Consider the following 22,105-nt stretch of genomic DNA (forward strand, 5'->3'; position numbering starts at 1 on the left):
ATCAGAAGTTGCCGAGGCCGCCGCAGACGTTCAGGGCCTGCGCGGTGATGGAGGCGGCGGTGTCGGAGGCCAGGTAGCCGACCAGGCCGGCCACCTCCTCGGGCGTCGAGTAGCGGCCCAGCGGGATCTTCGCCTCGAACTTGGTGAGGATCGCCTCCTCACTCGTCTCGTAGGCGGCGGCATAGCCCTGGCGCACCCGCTGCGCCATCGGTGTCTCCACATAGCCGGGGCAGACCGCGTTGACGGTGATGCCGCTCGGCGCCAGTTCGTTTCCCAGGGCCTTGGTGAAGCCGACGACGCCGTGCTTGGAAGCGGAGTAGGGGGCGCCGAGCACCACGCCCTGCTTGCCCGCGGTGGAGGCGATGCTGATGATCCGGCCGCGGTCCTTGTGCCGCATCCCGCCGGCGTTGAGGACCTCACGGGTCATCCGGAAGACGCTGTTGAGGTTGGTGTCGATGACGTCGTCCCACAGCGCGTCCTCCAGGTCGGCGGTGACCCCGCCGCCGGACCGGCCCGCGTTGTTGACCAGTACGTCCACGGCTGCGAACCGGGTGACGGCGGCGGCCACGAACGCGGCCACCCCGGCCCCCGAGCGCACGTCGAGGGCGGCGCCGTCGACGTCCAGGCCCTCCTCTCGCAGCTGCTTGACGGTCGAGACCACGTTCTCCGCGGTGCGGGCGCCGAGGAACACCTGGTGGCCCTGTTCGGCCAGCAGCCGGGCCACGGCCAGGCCGATCCCGCTGGTGGCACCGGTGACGAGGGCGACACGCTTGTCCTGCTGCATGATCGGTTCTCCCTGTGAGGGCGGGCGGAATCAGATGGCGGCGGAGGCGGACAGCAGGCCGTTGACGGCCGCGATCAGGGCGCGCGGGGTGCGGCTGTCGGCGAAGACGTCGTCGTCCAGGGCGATGCCGTACTCGCGCTCGATGCGCCCGGCGGTCTCCAGCAGGGCCAGCGACTCATAGCCCAGGTCGTCGAAGTCCCGGTCGAGGATGTCGCCGTCCAGGTCGGTGCCGTCATCGGCGCCGGCCCCCTCCCGCAGGATGCGCGTGAGATCGGCGAGGGCGAACTGAGAGGCGGTCATGAAAGGTGGTCCCTTCGGATCGGCGGATCGTGCGACTGCGACTGCGACTGCGACTGCGACTGCGACTGCGACTGCGACTGCGAGTGCGAGTGCGGGCAGCGCAAAGGCCGCACGGAGCGGGCAGCTCCGTACGGCCACGGGCGAAAAGGGAGGGCGCGCGGCGGGCCCCGCCCCCACGCCGAACGCCCCTGCCGGCGGCGGGGGATTCACACCGGCAGGGGCGCGCTCGAGGGGCGGGGCCCGTCAGGGGCCGCTCGCGGACCGGCTCACCCGAGCCGGCCGGTTCATCGGGATCAGGCGGAGAACAGCCCGCGCTTTTGGTAACTCGACTCCCAGAACAGCTTGTTGAGGACCTTCACCGGGGCGGGCATGCAGTCCAGGAACCGCTTGCGCTCGGCGACATCCCGGCCGTCCATGACCCAGGGGATGTAGACGGCCGCCCCCTTGGGCCCCTGCTTCCTGGCCATGGCGCTGCGGAAGGCGTCCCAGTCCTTGTTGGTCAGCACGTCCTGGATCAGCGGCAGCGCCGCGTCCTCCTCGTGCCGCATGTGGGAGCCGAGCGCCTGCGCCAGACGGTCCACGCGCTCACCGAGGTCCGCGCCGCCGCCGGACATGCCCGTGTCCACGGCCGCGAGCACCGCGTCGAGCTGCGCGTGCTCCGCCTCCATCTCCGCCAGGAGTTTCTGGTCATCGGGCCGGTCGCTCACCTGCGCGGCCACCCGCGGCCACAACACCGCGTCCTCCACGGTGTGATGCACATGCAGCTGACGCTTGAAGTTCTCCCAGCCGGCCCGGACCTGGGGCGTGCCGGCCCGGCCGGACGCCACGGCCGCCGCGAACCGTTCGAGGTCACGCCTGAACGCATCGTGCGTCGCGTACATGACGGCGAAGTTGATCGGGGCCTGCTGTGCAACTGCCATGGTGTGCCGTTCCTTTCGTCGACGACCGGCCCCCGCCGGTCAACCATTGAGATAACTCGCGGCCGGATGCCCTCGCGAACGAGAGGGGAACGGCGAGGCCGTCTGTGACATCGACGGCCCCTTCTGTGAGCTGAAACACATCCGGCGCGGCGGATGTCACACTCCCAGGAGCCGGGTCCTCTCAGTAGCGAGCGCGTCACACGGGAGGTGCACCATGTCCGACAGTGCGGAAGAAGACTTCACCGACGAGGTCTTCACCGGCGAAGACGCCGACGGGAACGTCAACGACGGAAACGTCACCGACGGAAACGTCACCGACGGGAACGTCATGGGCGAGAGCGTCACCGGCGAAGACGCCGCGGACGACATCATGGAAGCCTCCACCGAGGTCTTCGTCGGCTACCGGGAACTGCTCTTCTCCATCGTCTACAACCTGCTCGGATCGGTCGCCGACACCGAGGACGTCCTGCAGGAGACCTGGCTGTCGTGGTCGGGCAAGAAGAGCCGCTCACCGCACCGGCCGATCGAGAACCCGCGAGCCTACCTCGTGCGGATCGCCGTCAACCACGCCCTGGCCCGCAAGGACGCGATCACCCGCAGGCGCGAGACGTACGTGGGGCCCTGGCTGCCCGAACCGCTGCTCACCAAGGACGCCGAGGAGAGCGCACCCGACGTCGCCGAACAGGCCCTGCGCACCGAGTCGGTGTCGATGGCCATGATGGTGGTCCTGGAGACACTGACCCCGCTGGAGCGGGCGGTGTTCGTCCTGCACGAGGTGTTCGGCTACGCGCACACCGAGATCGCCTGCATCCTGGACCGCAGCCCCTCCGCGGTGCGCCAGCTCGCCCACCGGGCCCGCGCCCACGTCCAGGCGCGCCGGCCCCGCTATGAGAGCACCCCGCAGGTCCAGAAGGAGGTCGCCCAGCGCTTCGTCGCCGCGGCCCTCGGCGGTGACCTCGACGCGCTGATGGAGATGCTGGCCCCCGAGGTGACCATGTGGACCGACGGCGGCGGCAAGGTGCGCACCGCGGGCCTGCGGCCGGTCATCGGCCGCGACAAGGTCTGCCGGATGCTGGCCGGATACGCCGAACAGGCGCCCAACGACATCGACATCCACTACCGGCACGTCAACGGCGACGCCTCGGCGGTGGTGTTCTCGGAAGAGTCGCCCTACGCCGTCATCGTCATGGACCTCACGCCCAGCGGCGACCAGGTGCGCGGCATCTACGCCGTCACCAACCCCGACAAGCTCGCGCGGGTCCGCTCGGGCCCGGACACCGAGGAGTGAGCCGCGGGCAGGGGTCCAAGGACGGGCGCTCAGGCCGGGCGCGGGCCCGGTGCGGCCTCGGCGCCCTCGCTGCGCCCGCCCGCGGCCACCGCCACCGACGCCCCGGCGCCCACCACGCCTTCGGCCGCGCTCTCCTCGGGTGCGCCCTCCTCCGGTGCACGCCCGGCGCCGCGCTCGCGCGGGTGCGCGCTCATTCCCAGCAGCCGCAGCAGCGGGCCCGCCATGGCGGTGGTCACCAGGGCCATCACCACCATCATGGTGAACATCTGCGCGGAGATCAGGCCCAGTTCACGGCCGATGCCCAGGATGACGAGTTCGGTCAGGCCGCGGGTGTTCATCAGCGCCCCGAACGCGGTCGCCTCCCGCCAGCCGAGCCCCGCCAGACGGGCGGGCAGGGCCGCCCCGGCGAACTTGCCCACCACGGCGGTCACCACGATCAGCGCAAGGGCGAGCAGCCCCGAGGAGCCGAGCGCGCCGATGTCCACCGAGAGGCCCGTGACGACGAAGAACACCGGCAGCAGCAGCGCGGAGACCTTCTCGATGGGCGCCTCGACCTGATGATGCAGCTCGGGAGCGCGCCGCCGCGGCATGACCAGACCGAACGCGAACGCGCCGAAGATGGCGTGGATCCCGATCCACGAGGTCACGAACGAGGAGACGAAGACCCCCGAGACGATCAGCACCAGCAGGGTGCCCCGCTCGGAGCGGCCCGGCCCGCGCAGCAGCACCCGGGCCAGCAGCGGCCGCACCACGAAGGCCATCACCAGACCGTAGGCCACCGTCAGGGCCACCACGAAGAAGAACTCGCCGGTGCCGCCCGCCCCCGCCACGGCGACCACCAGCACCAGCACGCACCAGGCGACCACGTCACCGATCGCCGCGCAGGCCATGGCCAGCGTGCCGACCCGGGAGGTGGACAGGCCGCTGTCGCGGATGATGCGCGCCAGCACCGGGAAGGCGGTGATGGAGAACGCGGTGCCGACATAGAAGACGAAGGTGCCGGTGCCGACCTCCTGGCTGCTCTGCGAGGAGTACAGCAGGGCCGCGGCGCCCGCGCCGAGCGCGAACGGCACGGCCATGGCCAGCGCGGCCAGCGCCCCCACCGCCCGCCCCCGCCCGCGCAGCCGGGTCAGATCCAGCTCCCAGCCGGCCAGGAACATGAACAGCACCAGACCCACCTGGGAGATGGCGCCGAGCAGCGGCCGGGCCTCGTCGGGAAAGATCCGTGCGGGCAGATCGCCCGGCAGCAGCCCCAGCAGACTGGGGCCCAGCAAAATGCCCACGGCGATCTCCGCGATCACCGGCGGCTGGTGCAGCCTGCGCACGCAGCGGGCCATGGCCGCCCCCGCGAGCAGGACGATCGCCACATCGATCAGGACTATCGCTTCCAGCGGCAGGGCCTCGCCCGATGCCATCTCGCCTCCACACACAACGGAACACAACAGAGCGCGGTACACCGCCGGCGCGCGGCACGGCACAGGGGGCAGCGCTCAGGGACGCCGCGCGGGCCGCTGCCCGGGGGCGGCCACCGGGCGCAGCTCGATGAAGTCGAAGGCCTTGAAACGGCGCAGGAGAGGCCGCAGCGGGGCCGGGACGACCGTCTGCTTCTCGTCGACGTAGACCCGCGGATCCCTCAGCTGGATGCGCCGGCCCAGCGTGCGCAGCTCGCAGCCGTTGTGGGCGACGGTGTTGCGCACCCAGTCCGACTGCGGCCCGTACGGCAGGGACATCACGTAGTACGGGCCCTTGCGGAACACCTTGACGGGGGTGCGGTAGGCGCGCCCGGACTTGCGGCCGCGGTGCACGACGGCACCGAAGCCCGGCATGCGGGTCAGGACCGGGCCGACGAAACGGTTGGCGACCCTGCGGTTGAAACGCGCCAGACGCCGCTGCACGGACACACCGGAGGCCCCGGCGGTACCGGAGGGCGGGCTGGTGTCGGAGGCTGGGGTTGGGGTGGTGCCGGACATCCACGACTCCCTTTGCTGGTCGGGTCGTTGCACGGGCCGTGAACCGCGATCGGTTCCTAGCTGTCGAACATGGGGTGCGGGCCGCGCGGCTCGTCCTCCAGGGCGCCCATCGAGCCGCGGAAGAAGATCAGCGGCTCGGTGTCGGCGCGCGGCACGCCCAGTTCGGCCACCTCGCCGACGAAGATGGTGTGGTCGCCGCCCTCGAAGGCGTTGACCAGGCGGCAGGACAAGAACGCCATGGCCTGGCTCAGGACCGGCACGCCGACCGTGGAGTAGCGGTGCTCGACGTCCTGCAGGGCCGCGGTGTGCCGGCCCGCGAACGCCCAGGCGAGCGGCTCCTGCCGGCCGGCCAGAAAGTTGACGGTGTACGCGCCGGAGTCCTCCACCAGCGCGCGCAGCCGGGAGGCCTGGTGCAGGCAGAACAGCACCAGGGGCGGGTCCAGGGAGACGGAGGTGAAGGAGTTGACGGTGGTGCCGGCCGCCCGGTCCCCGCTGCCGCTGGTGATCACGGTCACGCCGGTCACGAACAGGCCGCACACACTGCGCAGCGTCTTGCCGTCGATGGGCGCCGCCTGCTGCTGTCGTTGGGTGTTGGTCGGCGTCGCGGTCATGCACGCCTCCTGAGGCGAGGGGAGATGAGGTCAGCGGATGCTCTGCGCGAAGGTGAACAGGCGGTGCGGGTCGTAGGCCTTCTTCACGGCCACCAGCCGCAGGTGGTTCTCGGCGTAGTAGGCGCGCTGGAAGTCGTGCAGCGCCGGGTCGATGAAGTTCTGGTACGTCTCGCCCGAGGAGTGCGCGTCGATGGCGGCGAAGCCCTTGTCCACCCAGGCCTGCCCGGCCGCCTTGTCGGCGTCGGTGGGGGAGGCCGAACCGGGGATGGTGGTCAGGTAGTTGGTGGTGTAGATGCTGTCGCGGTGCACGTAGGCGGTCGCCGTGCGGCTCAGGTCCGCCGCCGCGCCGCCCACCGGCAGCACCTGCATCTGGTGGATCTGGCCCGCCCGGCGTTCGGCGTCGAAGACGGCCAGGGCGCCGGCCCAGCCGGTGCGCGACATGGGGGTCTTGAACAGGCGGCTGCGTTCCAGGCCGAACGCGGGCCGGGGCAGCTGCCCTTCGGCGGTGGCCTCGGCGCGGTGGCACTGGGCGACGGTCCTGGTGGCGCAGCCGTAGATGCCCATCATCAGATCGCGGTGGGCCACGGTGGCGGTGCTGCGGCTGACCGGCGCCCCGGTCAGCGAGAGCAGCCGGGCCATCTCGTCGTCGAGCTGGGCCTGGGTGCCGGTGGAGACCAGGCGGATCGCCGGGACGGGGGTGGCGCCGGGCGCCGCGTCGGGCAGGGTGACCACGCAGGCGCCGCCGATGGGGCGGGGCGCCTGGACCAGCCAGCGGGCGTAGCCGTCGACCATGTCCAGGGCCTTGTCCCAGGCGAAGAGGAGGGTCGCGGTGGCCACGTCGGTGACGGGGGAGGGCCGCAGCGTGTAGGAGGTGACGACGCCGAAGTTGCCGCCGCCCCCGCCGCGCAGCGCCCAGAACAGGTCGGGGTGGCTCCTGGCGGAGGCGGTCACGCACCGGCCGTCGGCCAGCACCACCCGGGCGGAGGTCAGCGCGTCGCACGCCACGCCGAGCGGCCGGGTCAGAAAGCCGATGCCGCCGCCGTGGAGGAACCCGCCGGCCGCGACGGTGGCGCAGGCGCCGCCGGTCACCGCGAGGCCCGCCGGCGCCAGGGTGTTGAGCACGTCCACGTTCTGCGCGCCGGGGCCCAGCGTGGCCCGGCTGCCGGCAAGGGTCACCGAGTTCAGGCGCGAGACGTCCACGACCAGGCCGGTGGTGGTGGAGTAGCCGCCCAGGCTGTGGCCGCCGCTGCGCACCGACAGCGCCAGGGCGTGGTCCTGGGCGAAGGCCAGGCACAGGGCCACGTCGGCGGGGTGCTGGCAGTAGGCGATGGCCTGCGGGCTGATGCCGTCGTACTGCTTGGAGTCCAGCTGTCTGGCCAGCGGGTAGGCGGCGTCCCCGGGCAGCACCAGGTCGCCGTTCAGGTGGCCGCGCAGCCGGGTCCAGGGCACGCCGGTCAGCGCGTGCCCGGCGGTGGGCCGCAGGGCGGCCAGGCCCAGGGAGGCGCCGGAGGCGCCCAGGAGTGTTCTTCGACTGATCATTGGGTGTCCAACCACGAGCGCCCCCGGCCCTGTGGGGGGCCGGGGGCGGTTTCGGTCCGGGAAGGTGCCGGTGGTGCCGGTGGTGCGGTGGTGCGGTGGTGCTCAGTGGGCGACGGGGGCGTCCTCCTCCGTCGTGGTGTCCTTCGGGTCGGCGGGTGCCCCGTGGCCCATCCCGGAGGGAGTGGGCCCGCCCTTGAGGGCCAGGCACAGCGCGGCGCCGGCGAACATCGTCACGGCGGGCACCAGCATGGTGGGCTGGAGCGCTTCCACGAAGCCGTTGGCGAACACCTTGCCGGCCAGTTCCTGGAAGGTGTCGGCCACCTCGCCCGGCAGGTTCGCGGGCAGCGAGCCGCCGCCCTGCTCCGTGCCGACCCCGACGGCCTCGGCGCCCTCGGCGAACGCGGAGGTGAAGCCCTCGCGGTAGGGCTCGGGCAGCTGCCCGGCACTGGCGGCGGCCTCCTCGCGCAGCTCCGAGACCAGCTGGGCCTGCAGCACCGCGCCGATGACGACACCGGCCATCACCGAACCGACCTGCCGCAGCGCGTTGTTCACGCCGGAGGCGGCACCGGTCAGGTGCGGCGGCACGCTGCGCATGACCTCCGAGCCCATCGGGGCGAAGGTGCACCCCGCGCCCAGACCGGCGACGAACAGCGGGCCGATGAACGCCGTCCAGCTGCTGTCGGTGTCGGCGGTCAGCAGGATCCAGGTGATGCCGATGCCGAACATCGACAGGCCGGCCGTCAGGATGTACTTGCCGCCGAACTTCTCCGACAGGATGCCCGCCGGGCCGGCCGTGAACAGCGAGCCCAGCGCCAACGGCACCAGCACCAGGCCCGTCTTCAGGGCGCTGAAGCCGAGCACCGACTGCAGATAGATCGTCGTGGGCAGCAGGATGCCAAGGACACCGAAGGACACCGCGATGCCGATGAGGTTGACCAGGGAGAAGTTGCGGTCCTTGAACAGCGAGAAGGGCAGCAGCGGTTCGTTGTCCTGCTGGCCGCGCTCGTAGACCAGGAACACGCCGATCAGCGCGACGGAGGCGCCGACCAGCACCCAGATCCAGGTGTTCCACTCATAGCGCTCGCCCTCGGTCAGCCCGAAGGCCAGGCAGAACAGCGCGGCCGAGGCGAGCAGCACCCCGGGCAGGTCGTAGCGGTGCTTGATGACGCGGACGTGCTTGGGCATGACCCGCATGCCCAGGATCAGCACCAGGACGCCGATGGGGATATTGATGAAGAACACCCAGCGCCAGTCGAGGTGGGTGACCAGCAGCCCGCCGACGGTCGGGCCGATCGCCCCGGAGACACCGGCGACCGCGCCCCACACCCCGTAGGCCGCGCCGCGCTTCTCCGGCGGGAACACATCGGTGATGATCGACAGCGTCTGCGGGATCAGCATCGCTGCGCCGATGCCCTGCACCGCGCGGAACGCGATGAGCTGGGCCGGGTCCTGCGCGAGCCCGCAGGCCAGGCTCGAGAGGGTGAACAGGGCCACGCCGGACAGGAACAGATTGCCCTTGCCGTGGATGTCGCCCAGGCGCCCGGCGGTGATGATCAGGGTGGCCAGTACGAGGGTGTAGGAGTTGACGACCCACAGCACCTGGTCGAGCGAGGCGCCCAGGTCGTCGGTCATGTCCGGGATGGCGATGTTCACGATCGTCAGGTCCACCAGGGTCATCACGAACCCCAGGCACAAGACGCTCAGAACCGCCCACGGATTTGTCTGCCGTACTTGAGTCATGTTCCTCTCCTAGTGGGCGTCCAGGCCGCTCACAGCGTGTGGTGGTGCACCCAAGAGGGCCCGGACGCGCGCGGTGTGACATGCCCGGCCGCCAGTGAGACGCACGCCACACTCTTCGCGTCAGGCGACGCAGATCCCCTCGACGGCGACCTTCTCGTAGGCGTGCGGGTAGGCGGTGATCCCCTCCGGGTACTTCGCCGCCGCCTGCTGGAACTCCGGGGTGCTGAACGCGGCGAGCAGCGTCTGGGTGGACTCCCACACCGCGACGTTCACCACCAGGCGGCTGCCGGCCGTCCCCTTGTGCAGCTGGGTCTGGATGCAGCCGGGGCTGTTCTTCATGTACGCGGCGTCCTGACGCCAGACGGCCAGGAACTCCTCGTACAGCTCCGGCGGCACGTCGAAGACGTTGACCAGCGTGATGGGCCCGGTGCTCTCCTGGAACTGCTTCATCAGCGGCGTGCCGGGGTCCAGTGCCTCGATCTTCATGTGCGTCCTCTCAGAGGTCTCGGAGTTCTCAGAGCTCGTGGGGGTCGAGGTTGTCCGGGGTGATCTCGATGACCGGGATGGGGCGGCTGGCCCGCTTCTGGAACTCGGCGATGAAGGGGAACACCTCGGTGAACTCCCGCCACCTGCGGTCGCGTTCGTCGCCGGCCAGGATGCGCGCCGTCGCCGGGAACTGCTCGGGGCCGATGTCCACGCGCACCCCCGGCGTCGCGCGCACGTTGTGATACCAGGCCGGATGGGTGGCCTTGGGGCCGCCGGGCACGTCGAAGTGGCCGGGCGCCGCGCACACGATGTAGCGCCCGTTGTCGTAGACGTAGCCCACCGGCAGGGTGCGCGGCAGCCGCGTCCTGCGGCCGGTGGTGGTCAGCAGCATCGCGTCCAGCCGCCCGAAGTGCCCCATGATCCGGCCCCTGGACCTGCGGTACAGGAACAGGTGCAGATGCAGGAAGGACTTGTTGACCTTCTTGACGTACTTGTTCGGCGGCTTGGAGTACAGATAGACGTTGAACCGGGTGAACGCCTCCACCAGCGGGTTGGTGTTCTCCATCTGCGGCCGGGTGGAGGACCACGAGGACAGCGCCGTGCTCTGGGCGTCCTCGGTGTCCGGCAGGGTCTGCGCCATGGGGCCGGGCCCCCCTTTCCTTCTCGAAGAGTGCGGCTGGCTCGCGCCGGGCGGGCGGTCTAGAGCGGCTTCTTGCCCTTGAGGGCGGAACGCACGGAGCTGGACACCAGCGAGCGGGCCATGTCGCGCATCTCCCCGGCCGGCGCCTTGCGCAGCGACCAGTGCATGAACTTGGCGACCGTCGCCGTGCTCGGGTACACGAACCGGGTGGACTCCTCGTCCTTCCACCCGAAGACCGGGTTGAGGCTCTCGCAGTCGCGCAGCGCCGCGAAGATGATGTCGGCGGCCGTGTCCCCGTCGACCTCGCCGACCTCGTACTTCTCGCAGGTCTCCGCGGTCAGTTCGAGGATGTGCCGGAAGTCGTCCTGCGGCCACCACAGGCCCGGGTAGGCGCTGGTCTCCAGGTCCTTGAGGTGCTGCTCGTTCCCGTCCAGCTCGTACTGCACCCGGGCCCGGTGCAGCCGGATCACACCCGGCGTCAAGAACCCGCCCCACACCCGGAACACCGCGTTCCACAGCCGGAAGTGGGAGAAGGCGATGTAGGAGCTGTTGACCAGGTCGTCGTTGTAGCGCAGCAGCCCGCGCTCGACCTGCTCGACGTACTCGAACCGCTCCACCGACCAGTCGTCGTCCTCGATCGCGTCCAGCAGGCGGGTGCACAGCGCGTACACCACCTCGAAGGTGTTGGACAGCCCGCGCGAGTACAGCGGGTCCAGGAACCCGGCCGCGTGCGACATCAGGCACCAGCGGTGCCCGATCGAGCGGGAGGAGGAGTACTGCAGACGGTCGGTGGAGATCCACTCACGGACCCGCTTGGCGCCCACGAACTGCCGCTTGACGGCCGGGTACTTGTCCAGGAAGGAGCGGAACTCCTCCTCGGGACTCAGGTCCTTGGGCTTGGGGTAGGTGCGCTCGTCCATCGTCAGCCCGACGCTGACCATGGGGTTCTTGGAGCCCTTGGTGTTGTCGAAGGGGATGATCCAGAACCAGCCGCGCTCGATGAGGTGGTGCAGGGTGCCGTTGTGCCACTGGGCCGGCGGGCGCTTGCTGACCGGGTGGTGGGAGACGTCGTCGAAGGGCTTGATGCCGATGTAGTGCGTGAACAGCGACCGGGCGTGGTGCTTGAAGCGGGCCGGCTGCTCGCGCAGACCGAACTTCTCCGCCAGCGGCGAGCGGAAACCGCTCGCGTCGATGAGGTACTTGGCCCGGAACACCTCGCCGTTCCTGCCGGTGACGGTCACCCCGTCCTCATCGAAGTCCAGGTCGGTGGCGAACCAGTTCTGCCGGGTGAGGCAGCCGTACTTGGCCGCGACGTTGAAGTAGTACTGGTCGCTGTCCTGGCGGAACAGGTGGCTCGCATCGGTCAGGGCCTTGGGGATGACGAACATCGTCGCCTCTTCGGGATCGGGCTCGCGGCCCGCCTCGTGCTTGATGAACCCGAAGTTCTGCTTCCTGCCGTGGTGGGGGCCCAGATGGTCGGCGACCGCCTTGACGTTCAGCAGATGGCCGAGCTCGGGCACGTCGAAACGCGACTTGAGGATGTGCAGCCACTCGATCAGCTGCGGCGTCATCGACTCACCCACCGCGAACCGCGGGTGCTGGCCCGCGTCCACGAGCACCACCTTGGCGCCCTGGCGGGCCAGCACCGCCCCGGCGACCGAGCCCGCGAGCCCGGAACCCAGGATGAACACGTCGCAGTGCTGGACCTTGTCGGATTTCCTGGCCTGGCCGCTCGCCATGACCTTGCTGGGCATACGCGCCACCCTCTCTCGGGACGGATTGCTTGCTGTGCCTTGCCTGGCGCGGCCGGCGCTCACGCGGCGGAGCGGGAGACGACCAGCGCGGAGTTGAACCCGCCGTAACCGCGGGCGATCACCAGCGCGGTCTCCAGGGCGGCCGGCCGGGCCTGGCCGGTGACCAGGTCGAGCCGGTGGACGGGGTCGGGCGTGACGTGCACGGTGGGCGGCACCAGACCATCGCGCAGCGCCAGCAGGGCGGTGGCCACATCCAGCGAGGCCGCACCGGACAGCAGCCGCCCCACCATCGTCTTGGGCGCGGTCACCGCCACCCCCCGCGCCCCGAACACCGCCTGAAGCGCCTGCGCCTCGACGCGGTCCAGCTCGGGCAGCGCGGCGGCGTCGGCGAACACCACATCCACCTCCGGCGCACCGATCCCGGCATCGGCCAGGGCCAGTTCGATCGCGCGCCGCAGACCCGGCGGGCGCCCGCTGCCCGGCCTCGGGTCGAACGTGGCGGCATACCCGCGCACCGCCCCGTAGACGCGGGCACCGCGCGCGGCCGCCGCACCGGCCTCCTCCAGGACCAGCAGCGCCCCGCCCTCGCCGGGCACATGCCCGGCGGCCTCGGCGTCGAAGGGCAGATACGCCCGCTCGGCATCCCGGCTGGTGCTCAGCCGGCCGCCGGCCCACTGGGCGACGTGCCCCCACGGGCAGATCGAGCCGTCCACCCCGCCGGACACGATCAGCCGGCTGCCCTTGCGGATCTGCCGGCGCGCCTGCGCCAGGGCGTCCAGGCCGCCGGCCTGGTCGGAGACGATCACCCCGCTGGGGCCGCGCATCCCGTTGCGGATGGAGATCTGGCCGGTGTTCACGGCATAGAACCAGGCGAAGGACTGGTAGGCGGAGACGTAACTGCCGCCCTTGGACCACAGGTTCTGCAGCTCACGCTGGCCGAACTCGAAGCCGCCCGCCGACGCGGCGGTGACCACCCCCATGTCGAAGGGGTCCCACGCGCCGGGATCGACCCCGGCGTCCTCGAGCGCCCAGTCGGCGGCCACCAGCGCCAGCCGCGTCATGTGGTCGGTCTGCGCGATGAGCCGGCCCGGCAGATGGTCCTGGGCGGCGAAGTCGGGCACCTCACCGGCCAGCCCCGCCGGATACCCCGCGGCATCGAAACGCTTGATGTCCGTGATGCCGGACTTCCCGGCGAGCGTGGCATCCCAGTACGCCTCCAGGCCCAGCCCGTTGGGCGCGGTGACACCGATCCCGGTGACCACCGCCGCCCGGCTCATGCCGCCCTCCGCAGCACCATCGCGCTCTGGAAGCCGCCGAAGCCGCTGCCCACGCTCAGCACCGTGTCGGTCTGCTGCTCGCGGGCCACCAGCGGCACGTAGTCCAGGTCGCACTCCGGGTCGGCCTCGTGCAGATTGGCCGTCGGCGGCACCACGTTGTGCTCGATGGCCAGCACCGACGCGGCGATCTCCAAGGAGCCGATCGCGCCCAGCGAGTGCCCGACCATCGACTTGATGGAGCTGACCGGGGTGCGGTACGCGTGCTCGCCCAGGCTGTACTTGAACGCCGCGGTCTCGTGCCGGTCGTTCTGCTTGGTGCCCGAACCGTGCGCGTTGATGTAGTCGACCTGCTCCGGATTGATCCGCGCCTCGTCCAGGGCCAGCCGGATCGCCTCGGCCATCTCGCGCCCGTCGGGGCGAAGACCCGTCATGTGAAAGGCGTTGCAGCGCGTCGCGAATCCCGAGATCTCGGCGTAGATGTACGCCCCGCGCCGCTGCGCCCGCTCCCGCTCCTCCAGTACGAAGGTGGCCGAGCCCTCACCGAGCACGAACCCGTTGCGGGTGCGGTCGAAGGGCCGCGAGGCCCGCTCGGGCTCCTCGTCGCGCGGCGTGGTCGCCTTGATCGCGTCGAAACAGGCCACCGTGATCGGGGAGATGGGCGCCGCCGCGGCGCCGGCGAGCATCACGTCCGCGCTGCCCTCCCGGATCAGCTCGGTGGCATGCCCCACCGAGTCCAGGCCCGAGGTGCAGCCGGTGGAGATCACCGCGGCCGGCCCCTCGGCGCCCACCCGCCACGCCACCTCGGCCGCGAACGAACTGGGCACGAAGTAGTCGTACAGATGCGGCACCGCATAGCGGTGGTCGACCAGCTCCAGACGGCCGCCGTCACTGACGATGTTGTACTCGCGGTCCAGGGCCATGGTCGCCCCCACCCCGCTGCCGATGGTGACACCGGTGCGGTGCGGCTCGATCGTCTGGGGCGTCAGACCGCTGTCGGCCATCGCCTCGGCGGTGGTGACCACCGCGAACTGCGCGGCCCGGTCCATGCGCCGGATCTCCTGCGGGCTCAGCCCGTGCTGCTCGGCATCGAAGTCGACCTCGGCGGCGACCCGCGAGCGGAACTCGGCCGGGTCGAAGAGGGTGATGCGCCGGGTGGCGGTCCTGCCGTTGCTCAGCAGGTTCCAGAACTCCTTGGCGCCGACACCGCCGGGCGCCACGACCCCGATGCCGGTTATCACTACGTCGCGTCCCATGCGCAGGGCGCTCCCTTCCGGGGCAAAAGCGTCACGAAGAACGGGTCCAGTGGTAGAAGCGCTCGGCCATCGCGTCCGCGGGCGAGCGCCAGGTCGCCGGGTCATAGGCCCCGATGTACGGCTTGAGGTCATCGCTGATCTGCGTGAACAGCGGGTGCGTCCTGGCCTCCTCGATCGCCTGGCCGCCGTGGTCGGCGTCGAAGTCCTGCAGATGGAAGTAGAGACCGCGGTAGGAAAAGAGCTGACGGCGCCGGGTCCCCATCAGATCGGGCATCCCGGTGGTGTCGAACTCCCCGAAGATCCGCGCCACATCGGCGCCGGCGCCGGGGTCCATGCGCGCCACGATCAGAGTGCTGTGCATCGGCTGTCTCCCGTGGATGGAAGGGGGCGAGGTCCCGGCCGGGCCCGTGCGAACGGGCCCGCGGGAGAAGTCGAGAACGTGCGAGAACACCACGTGGATCGCGTGGGTGAGGGAACGTCGTGGCGGGCGGCCTGCGTTCGGCGGTCCGCTGCATGCGACGGGGCCCGGGAACAGTTCACCGGACTCTGCCCCATACCTTCTTCGCCCGGCGCCCCGATTTCAATGCCGGACAGTGCAGAACCGCGTCAGGAAATCTTCAGAGAATGTCAGAGCCGCCCGGCCCCGCCCCGCTCCCGCCCTCGCGGCGGCGCGCGAAACACGCGTGCACATCGGACTCCGCGTAGGAGGTGCGACCGGCCCGGCTGCGCCGCCGCCAGTGCTGCTCACTGGCCAGCCGGTAGACCGTGCCGGTGCTGACCGACCACAGCCGCGCCACGTCCCCGGCCGTCAGCCACCGCTCGCCCTGCCCGCGCAGGGCGCGCCGCAGCTCGGTCCACAGCTCGCCGGGCCACACGTGCTCCGTCTCGGCGTCACAGCGGATCGCCGTGCACGAACCCGCCCCCGCCCCGCGGAAGTCGGCCACCAGCACACCGGTGCAGCCCTGCGCCACACACGGCCCCACCCGCACCCGGCGCGGCGGCCGCTCCCGGCCCACCCGGCGCGCGGTGGCCGCCAGCCGGGCGATCTCCCCGGTCGCGTCGGTGGCCGCCGGATGCGCGGCCAGCCACGCCCCGTGCAGCAGCAGGAAGGAGGCGAGCCGCTCGACGCTGCGCTCGGGCGCGGGCACCCGGCGCTGGGCGCTGACCAGCCCGGCCCACGAGCCGAGCGTGCTCAGGATCGAGGCGCGCACATCGGCGGCCGCCGCGTTGAACGGCATCCCCGCAGGCGCCGGCCCGCCACTGACCCGCTCGCGCACCCCCGCACCGCTGCCGCCGCCCAGCAGCTGCGCCAACTCCTCGTACAGGCAGGGCAGTTCCTGAAGGCGGCGGGCCAGCAGCCGCAGACACCCCGGGCACAGCCGCAGCCCCTGCACCGCGGCGGCCCCGGCCCGGCCCTGCACACAGTCCACCCCCTCGCACCGGGTACGGGTGCGGGTGCGGGTGGCGACGCTCACGTGCAGCTCACGCTGATTCATCTGTTGTCCCCCGTAGTCTCGCGCGCACCCGCCCCCTGAGCTGCCGCACAAGGGACGGGCACGCGCAAAAGCCGTACACACCAACGACATGCGCAAAACTCGTACGCATCACATGAACCGGAAAAAGGTCAGCCGGAAAAGGAAGAGCCGGAAGGAAGAGCCGAGAACTGCCGAGAACGCTGCAACGCCGAGAACGCTGCAACGCCGCAACGCCGCAACGCCGCAACGCCGCAACACCGAGAACACCGAGAACGCCGAGAACACCGAGGGGAAGCTACGAGCGAGCCCCCCACCGCATTCCTCCCGCGTGAGCGGGCGGCACGTTCGTTCCCCGAACGGCTCCGGCAGCCTCAGCCCGCCCGGTCCGCCATCACCGCCACCACCGGCACGATCAAGCCGCGCGCCCCCGCCGCCCGCACCGGGTCGAGCGGCACCAGGGCGCCGCGCACCGCACGGACACCACCCGGCGCCCGGGCCCCGCGTACGGGCCGCACACGGGACTTCAACGGGTCGGCTGACGCCTGGCTCATGGACTGCCTCCAAAGCGACCGCGTGCTGGGGGCGGGATTTCGGCCACCGTAGGGAATCCCGTGCCAGCGCCATGTCAGAACCAGGCCAAGAGAGTCACCGAAGTCACCAGCCCGCCCCCGCGCCCCGCCGACGCCGCCGGGGGCGTCGAGGGCCCGCGCCCTGCGCAGTGTTGGCGCGCCGGTGCACCCCCGCTGACCTCGCCCTGCCCCGGCCCTTGCGCACCCTCACCCATGCTGGGCGGCGAACCTGACCCGGCACCACCGAAGCGCTACGGCCCACGGGGGGCCGCTCGGGCCATCGCGGCCCGCGGCGAGGCGACCGGAAGACGACGACGGGGTGGAAGCGATGAACACCACAACCACAACAACCAAGACACCCACCCACGGCCCGGCCCACCCCGACCCCGGCCCCACCCACGAGCCGGACCTCGACGCCCACCCTGCCCGCGAGTTGGACCTCGGCGCCCGGCCTGCCCGCGAGCCGGCCCCCGGCCCCCGGCCCGCCCGCGAGCCGGACCTCGCCGTCCGGCCCACCCGTGAGCCGGGCCTCGGCCCCCGGCCCGCCCGCGAGCCGGACCTCAGCGCCCGCCCCGCCCACGAGCCGGACCCCGACCCCCGCCCCGCCGACCACACCCCCCGCTGGCACACCCCCGTCTGGGCGCCCGCGCCCGCCCGTCCCCGTCATCCGCCCGTCTTCACCCCGGACGAGAGTCTGCTCGTCGTCGACAGTCGGGACACCGGCCGGGCCTGGACCCCTCTGGGCGTACGCACCGCACGCGTGGGCCGTGACGTGCTGGCCGGCGCGCACTCCTGGGCGGCCTACCTCAAAACGCTGCGCCGGGCCGGACACGACCCGCGCGTCCTGGTCTTCGACCTGCCCGCGGCCACCACCACCCCACAACGCGCCGCCGAACTGATCCTGCCCGTCCTGCGCGCGCTGTGCGGCTCCACCCGCCGCGACCCACTGCACCTGGCCTTCCTGGTCACCGGCCGCGCCCGCCCCGAACTCGCCGCCGCCCTGGGCGCGGTGGCCCAGGCCGCCGCCGTCGAGGACGGCCGCCTGCACGCCCTCAGCCTCGGCGTCCAGCACCTGCCGGCCTGGGCCGGCGACCCCTTCCGCCTCGCGCTCGGCGAACTCGCCCTGCCCCGCCCCGGACTGGCCGAAGTCCGCCACACCCCCGCGGGACGCGAGGTCCGTGTCCTGCGCGCCGCCCCGGGCCCGCGCCCCGGCGCACCCACCGCCGCCATCCGGGCCGGCGGCCGCTACCTGCTCACCGATACCGGCACCGGCACCGGCGCCCGCCTGGCCCTGTCCCTGGCCCGCCGCCACCGCGCCCGGATCGTGCTGCTCACCCCCGACGCCGACCCGCCCCTGCCCGGCGCCCGCATCGTGCGGGCCGCCGGCCGGCTCTCCTGTTATGACGACGTGCACGCGGCCCTCCGCACGGCACTGCACCACTTCGGCGGCATCGACGGCGTGCTGCACTGCGCCGACCACGACGCGGGCCGCCCCCTGTCCCGGCTGTCCGCCGCACACGCCCGCCAGATCCTCGCCGACACCCTCACCGGCGCCGCACACCTGGACCGCGCCACGGCCGAACTGCCCCTGGACTTCTTCGCGTCGGCCACCTCCACCCCCGCCTACCGGGCGGGCACCGGCGCCGCGATCCCGGCCGCGGTGGGCCGCGCCCTGGGCGCGCTGGCCGCCGAACGCACCCGCCTGACCGGCGACGGCCTGCGCCACGGCGTCTCGCTCGCCACGTGCCTGCCCGCCCGCACCGACCCGCTCACCGCCCTGACCCAGGCGCTGGCCTTTGGCCGCAGCGAACTGGCGGTGCACACCCAAGCCACGCGCTGACCAGGCAGGCAAGCACGCCGGCGCCCCGCCGGATGCCAGTCGCATGACAAGGTCGCCCGCCCGCCCCGCCCACCCCGTGACAGGTTCCCCCGCCCCCTGCCCCCGCCATGACAGGAGGCGGGCAGGAATCCCGCCTTCCCGCCCCCGTCTTGGGACCCGGCGCCAGGACGCGTTGACGCTGCGCGCGCCCCCTCGCGAGGCTCGGCCCCGTTCCACACCATGGACTCCTCGGGAAGGCGTGCGAGATTGATGAACGTACTGATCGTCGAGGACGACGACGGAATGGCCGACGCGCTCCAGCAGATGCTGGGCATGCACGGCTACGTCACCGGGCACACCCGCACCGGAACCGACGCCCTGGACCGGCTGGCCACCGCCGACCTGGTCCTGCTCGACCTCGTCCTGCCCGACCTGGCCGGACACGAGGTGTGCCGGCGCATCCGGGAGCAGTCCTGCGTACCGATCATCGTGCTCAGCGGCAGCCACCACGAACTGGACCAGGTCCTGGCCCTGAACTCCGGCGCCGACGACTTCGTGCCCAAGCCCTTCGGACGCCACGAACTGCTCGCCCGCATCGGCGCGGTGCTGCGCCGCGGAACGGGCTGCCTGCGCCACGGCACGCCCACCCCCGACGCCGCGCCGGCGCCCCTGGTCCCCGCGCAGCGGCGCCCGCTCTCCCCCCAGAACACCCGCCCCCAGCTCGCCGCGCAGCCTCACCCCCCTGCCGGACTGCGGCCCGCCGCCGAGCCCCCGCCCCAGCTTCTGTCCGGGGACGCGGCCACCCCGGCGCCGGTCGATGATCCCCGCGCCGAGGCCGAACAGCGCCATCTGCGGGCCGGCCCGCTGCGCCTGGACGAGCGCACCCGCAAGGTCCATCTGCACGACGGTGAAGTACGCGTCACCCGCAAGGAGTTCGACCTGCTCGCGATGCTTTTGGAGGAGCCGGGAACGGTACTGCGGCGCGAGGAGATCATGGCCCGGGTGTGGGACGAGAACTGGTTCGGCTCCACCCGCACCCTGGACGTCCACGTCGGCTCGCTGCGCGGCAAGCTCGGCTCGCCCCACTGGATCGAGACGGTACGGGGCGTGGGGTACCGCCTCAGCGTCCCGGCCGCCACCGCCGCCCTGTGCCCGGCCGGCGGCGGCTGAGAGCCCGTCTTCACACCTGTGTTGGTCTCGTACCGAGTCACGGTGGGGTACAGGGGCACGGTGGGGTTGAAGCGGTCTGGAGACAGCGCAGGTCCACGCCTGTGCCCTTCGGCATGGCCTAGCCCGGGGCGCGGCGGCCGTTGATGACAGCGCGGACGGCGCGATCCCCGCGAGGGTCGGCCATCAGGCGGGCGATGTCCCACCACCGCAGCAGCAGCGCCGGATAGTGCGGCGGGACCGCCTCCATCAAGTCCTGGCTGAACCGTGCGCGGACGTTCTCGTGGCGCAGGGCGGCACGGATGTCGTCCAGGGACGGCGGGCGGTGGCGGATGGCGGGCGGCAGCACGGCCTCGTACTCCGGCGCCAGCTTGCGGCCGGGACTGGCCAAGACGTTCCCGCCCAGCGCGGCGGCGACGTCGTCCTCCAGTTCCTCCTGGGCCTGCACGGCACGCTCCCACCAGTGGTCCCGGAAGGCGGCGACGGCCTCGGGGTCGGCCAGGTCGAGGGCGTCGCGCTGCTCGTCGAACCCCGCACGCCCATCACCGGGCAGAGCTTCCCGGATCGCGCCGGGCGTCTTCGCGGGATGGCGCGGCGGGGCCTGGCCGAGGTGGTGCTCCCACCGGTCCCTGCGCTCTTCCTCAGGAGGGGGTCCCCACACCAGGGCGCCGTCCATCATGCCGGGCTTCTCCGGGCCGGCGCCTGCCAAGGGGGCTTCCAGGCTGACCGCCATGAGTTCCAGGTAGGCGGGCAGCGACTCGTACTCACGCTCGCGCTCGGCGAACCTGGTCCACTTGCACACTTCCCCGGTCTCGCTGTCCAGGTAGAGGCCGTAGAGAGTGTCGTCGGGGTTGAGGGAGCAGAACGGTATCCACGACGGCTTCCACAGCGCCAGGGCGTCCTCGCCCACGGTGTCGTTCTCGCCGTCCTGCTCCTGGAGCCGCATCCACATCCGGTGGACCTCGATCACGGCGTCGAGCGGCATCAGGGCCCAATCGCCCAGCATGAGCCCCGAACCCGCCACGCCGGCCTCACCGGCGGACAGCAGCCACAGCGCCTTCAACTCCTGCGGAACGCTTACGCCGAGGGCTTCTTCCAGAGCCACGATCTCGTCGTCGGTGGCGCCGGGCTCCAGGGCCGCGTACGACGGCGGGGCGTACTCGGCCAGCCATTCCACGATCCGGCTCCATGCCCGGGTGACTCGCACATCTGCTGGTGTGTCAGTGGTCATGGCCCCCAGGCTCGCAGTGCGCCCCGCCCCCTCACGCAGCGGGACCCGACAGCCTCGGGGCGGGGCGGCCCTGCGCCCGCTGCCGGTGCGCTTCCAGGTGCGCCTGGACCAGGCGATCGGCGAGGCCTGCGCCGCCCTCCGAAGCCTCCCCGGGCCCGCGCGCCGCCCTCACCCGGGCGGGGGCTCGCGCCGGCGGAACGCCGCCCGGTAGGCGCCGGGCAGCCGGCCGGTGTGCCGGGCGAAGAGCGCACCGAAGGCGCCGGGATCGCGGTAGCCGACCTCGGCGGCGACGCTCGCCACGGTCCGGTCGGTCATCTCCAGCAGCTGCCGCGCCCGCCGCACCCGCACCGTGTGCAGATACGCCAGCGGCGTCTGCCCGGTCTCGGCGCCGAAGCGGCGCAGCATCGTACGGGTACTGACACCGAACTCCCCGGCCAGCGCGGGAAGGTCGTAGCGGGCGCGCAGATGCTGCTCCAGCCACCGCTTGACGCCGAGTGAGAAGCCGCGGCCCACGGCGGGCAGCAACGCGGTGTCCACGTAGGCCGACTGGGTGGAACGCGCGTCGTCCAGCAGCGCGATGCGCGCGGTGCTGCGGGCGATGCCGGGGCCGTCGTGCTCACGGATGAGGCCGAGCGTGAAGTCGAACATCGCGCTGAAGGCCGCCGTGGTGGTCACCCCGCGATCGCTCACCACCAGCTTCTCCGCACGGACCCGCACCTCGGGATACCGGCGGGCCAGACGGTCCGCGTACAGCCAGGAGGTCGTCGCCTCGCGCCCGCCGAGCAGCCCGGCCTCGGCGAGCAGGAACGCGCCGACACAGACCGACACGAGGGCGCCCCCGGCCTGCGCCTGCGCGCGCAGGACCGCCGCCTCCGGCTCCAGGCCCGCGAGCACCGCACCGGGGTCGAGCGTGGGGCAGACCTCGAAACCGGGCACGATCAGCACGTCCGCCGCCCGGACCGCGTCGACCTCGATGCCCCGGCCGCCGGAGGCGGCCACCCGCCGGCGGGGCGAGACGACCGACGTGCGCCAGGACGGCTCCCGCGCCCCCTGCGCCGCGGCGACATGCCGCGCCATGGTCAGCAGGTCCAGGACACCGAACACCTCCGAGGCGAAACAGCCGGGATAGGCCAGCACACTCACCCGCAGCGCACTCACACACCACACCTCCCGCCCCCAACCAAGCACCCCAACGAATCCCCCCATGACTGGAGCCCCCCATGACTGGAGCCTCCCCACGACAGGAGCCTCCCCACGACAGGAGCCCCCACGACAGAAGCCC

General features: G+C 72.1%; 22 protein-coding genes. 3 read left to right on the forward strand and 19 right to left on the reverse strand.

All coding sequences use genetic code 11. The features are described 5' to 3' along the window. Position 1: 1 nt before the first annotated feature. The 3 genes from AB0N81_RS12665 to AB0N81_RS12675 form a co-directional block, all read right to left on the reverse strand. On the reverse strand, positions 2–784 hold the full coding sequence (locus AB0N81_RS12665; RefSeq protein ID WP_365357772.1) for an SDR family NAD(P)-dependent oxidoreductase: 783 nt from the start codon (positions 782–784) through the stop codon (positions 2–4). A 30-nt stretch (positions 785–814) separates the two neighbouring features. Next, positions 815–1,084 (reverse strand): acyl carrier protein, encoded by a 270-nt coding sequence (locus AB0N81_RS12670; RefSeq protein WP_365357773.1) that lies wholly within the window; start codon positions 1,082–1,084, stop codon positions 815–817. 293 nt (positions 1,085–1,377) lie between these two features. Continuing rightward, positions 1,378–2,004 carry a hemerythrin domain-containing protein gene (locus AB0N81_RS12675; protein ID WP_365357774.1) on the reverse strand — a complete coding sequence of 209 codons (627 nt, stop codon included), beginning with the start codon at positions 2,002–2,004 and terminating at the stop codon, positions 1,378–1,380. 370 nt (positions 2,005–2,374) lie between these two features. Here AB0N81_RS12675 and sigJ point away from each other — a divergent pair, with 370 nt between their 5' ends. Further along, positions 2,375–3,292, forward strand: coding sequence for an RNA polymerase sigma factor SigJ (gene sigJ, locus AB0N81_RS12680; RefSeq protein WP_365357841.1), 918 nt, complete (start codon positions 2,375–2,377; stop codon positions 3,290–3,292). A 29-nt stretch (positions 3,293–3,321) separates the two neighbouring features. Here sigJ and AB0N81_RS12685 read toward each other — a convergent pair whose 3' ends face one another. The 14 genes from AB0N81_RS12685 to AB0N81_RS12750 all read right to left on the reverse strand — a co-directional run bounded on the left by AB0N81_RS12685 (position 3,322) and on the right by AB0N81_RS12750 (position 16,588). Continuing rightward, positions 3,322–4,707: a cation:proton antiporter gene (locus AB0N81_RS12685; RefSeq protein WP_365357775.1), complete on the reverse strand. Its 1,386-nt coding sequence runs from the start codon at positions 4,705–4,707 to the stop codon at positions 3,322–3,324. Between the two features lie 75 nt (positions 4,708–4,782). Then, the gene (locus AB0N81_RS12690; RefSeq protein WP_365357776.1) at positions 4,783–5,262 is read right to left on the reverse strand and encodes a nitroreductase/quinone reductase family protein; all 480 of its coding nucleotides are present in this window, start codon (positions 5,260–5,262) and stop codon (positions 4,783–4,785) included. A 56-nt stretch (positions 5,263–5,318) separates the two neighbouring features. Continuing rightward, positions 5,319–5,873 (reverse strand): flavin reductase family protein, encoded by a 555-nt coding sequence (locus tag AB0N81_RS12695; RefSeq protein WP_365357777.1) that lies wholly within the window; start codon positions 5,871–5,873, stop codon positions 5,319–5,321. 30 nt (positions 5,874–5,903) lie between these two features. Then, positions 5,904–7,412, reverse strand: a complete 1,509-nt coding sequence (locus tag AB0N81_RS12700) for an FAD-binding protein (protein WP_365357778.1) — start codon at positions 7,410–7,412, stop codon at positions 5,904–5,906. Positions 7,413–7,514: 102 nt separating this feature from the next. Continuing rightward, positions 7,515–9,152 (reverse strand): MFS transporter, encoded by a 1,638-nt coding sequence (locus AB0N81_RS12705; protein ID WP_365357779.1) that lies wholly within the window; start codon positions 9,150–9,152, stop codon positions 7,515–7,517. 120 nt (positions 9,153–9,272) lie between these two features. Next, positions 9,273–9,638: an antibiotic biosynthesis monooxygenase family protein gene (locus AB0N81_RS12710; RefSeq protein ID WP_365357780.1), complete on the reverse strand. Its 366-nt coding sequence runs from the start codon at positions 9,636–9,638 to the stop codon at positions 9,273–9,275. A gap of 28 nt (positions 9,639–9,666) precedes the next feature. After that, positions 9,667–10,278, reverse strand: coding sequence for a nitroreductase family deazaflavin-dependent oxidoreductase (locus tag AB0N81_RS12715; RefSeq protein ID WP_365357781.1), 612 nt, complete (start codon positions 10,276–10,278; stop codon positions 9,667–9,669). Positions 10,279–10,337: 59 nt separating this feature from the next. Next, positions 10,338–12,032 (reverse strand): tryptophan 7-halogenase, encoded by a 1,695-nt coding sequence (locus tag AB0N81_RS12720; protein ID WP_365357782.1) that lies wholly within the window; start codon positions 12,030–12,032, stop codon positions 10,338–10,340. A gap of 59 nt (positions 12,033–12,091) precedes the next feature. Next, entirely contained in the window at positions 12,092–13,309 is a 1,218-nt protein-coding gene (locus AB0N81_RS12725; RefSeq protein WP_365357783.1) for a ketosynthase chain-length factor, read from the reverse strand. Then, positions 13,306–14,562 (reverse strand): beta-ketoacyl-[acyl-carrier-protein] synthase family protein, encoded by a 1,257-nt coding sequence (locus AB0N81_RS12730; protein ID WP_365357784.1) that lies wholly within the window; start codon positions 14,560–14,562, stop codon positions 13,306–13,308. The genes AB0N81_RS12725 and AB0N81_RS12730 overlap by 4 nt, the downstream gene beginning before the upstream one ends. Positions 14,563–14,593: 31 nt before the next feature. Continuing rightward, positions 14,594–14,923, reverse strand: coding sequence for a TcmI family type II polyketide cyclase (locus AB0N81_RS12735; RefSeq protein ID WP_365357785.1), 330 nt, complete (start codon positions 14,921–14,923; stop codon positions 14,594–14,596). 256 nt (positions 14,924–15,179) lie between these two features. Further along, positions 15,180–16,058 (reverse strand): hypothetical protein, encoded by an 879-nt coding sequence (locus AB0N81_RS12740; protein WP_365357786.1) that lies wholly within the window; start codon positions 16,056–16,058, stop codon positions 15,180–15,182. 108 nt (positions 16,059–16,166) lie between these two features. Next, positions 16,167–16,322, reverse strand: a complete 156-nt coding sequence (locus AB0N81_RS12745) for a hypothetical protein (protein ID WP_365357787.1) — start codon at positions 16,320–16,322, stop codon at positions 16,167–16,169. Between the two features lie 86 nt (positions 16,323–16,408). Beyond that, a complete protein-coding gene (locus AB0N81_RS12750; RefSeq protein ID WP_365357788.1) occupies positions 16,409–16,588 on the reverse strand; it encodes a hypothetical protein in 180 nt (59 codons plus the stop codon). A gap of 346 nt (positions 16,589–16,934) precedes the next feature. Between AB0N81_RS12750 and AB0N81_RS12755 the strand changes: the two genes are divergently transcribed. Both AB0N81_RS12755 and AB0N81_RS12760 read left to right on the forward strand, forming a co-directional pair. Beyond that, entirely contained in the window at positions 16,935–18,446 is a 1,512-nt protein-coding gene (locus AB0N81_RS12755) for a KR domain-containing protein (RefSeq protein WP_365357789.1), read from the forward strand. A 249-nt stretch (positions 18,447–18,695) separates the two neighbouring features. Further along, positions 18,696–19,595 carry a winged helix-turn-helix domain-containing protein gene (locus AB0N81_RS12760; RefSeq protein ID WP_365357790.1) on the forward strand — a complete coding sequence of 300 codons (900 nt, stop codon included), beginning with the start codon at positions 18,696–18,698 and terminating at the stop codon, positions 19,593–19,595. 118 nt (positions 19,596–19,713) lie between these two features. On the opposite strand, the gene AB0N81_RS12765 is transcribed toward AB0N81_RS12760, so the two are convergent. Both AB0N81_RS12765 and AB0N81_RS12770 read right to left on the reverse strand, forming a co-directional pair. Beyond that, a complete protein-coding gene (locus tag AB0N81_RS12765) occupies positions 19,714–20,769 on the reverse strand; it encodes an SMI1/KNR4 family protein (protein WP_365357791.1) in 1,056 nt (351 codons plus the stop codon). 222 nt (positions 20,770–20,991) lie between these two features. Further along, complete coding sequence (locus tag AB0N81_RS12770; protein ID WP_365357792.1) at positions 20,992–21,981, reverse strand: helix-turn-helix domain-containing protein; 990 nt, start codon at positions 21,979–21,981, stop codon at positions 20,992–20,994. Between the last annotated feature and the right edge of the window lie 124 nt (positions 21,982–22,105).

Source organism: Streptomyces sp. NPDC093510 (assembly GCF_040683555.1).
Classification (GTDB): domain Bacteria; phylum Actinomycetota; class Actinomycetes; order Streptomycetales; family Streptomycetaceae; genus Streptomyces.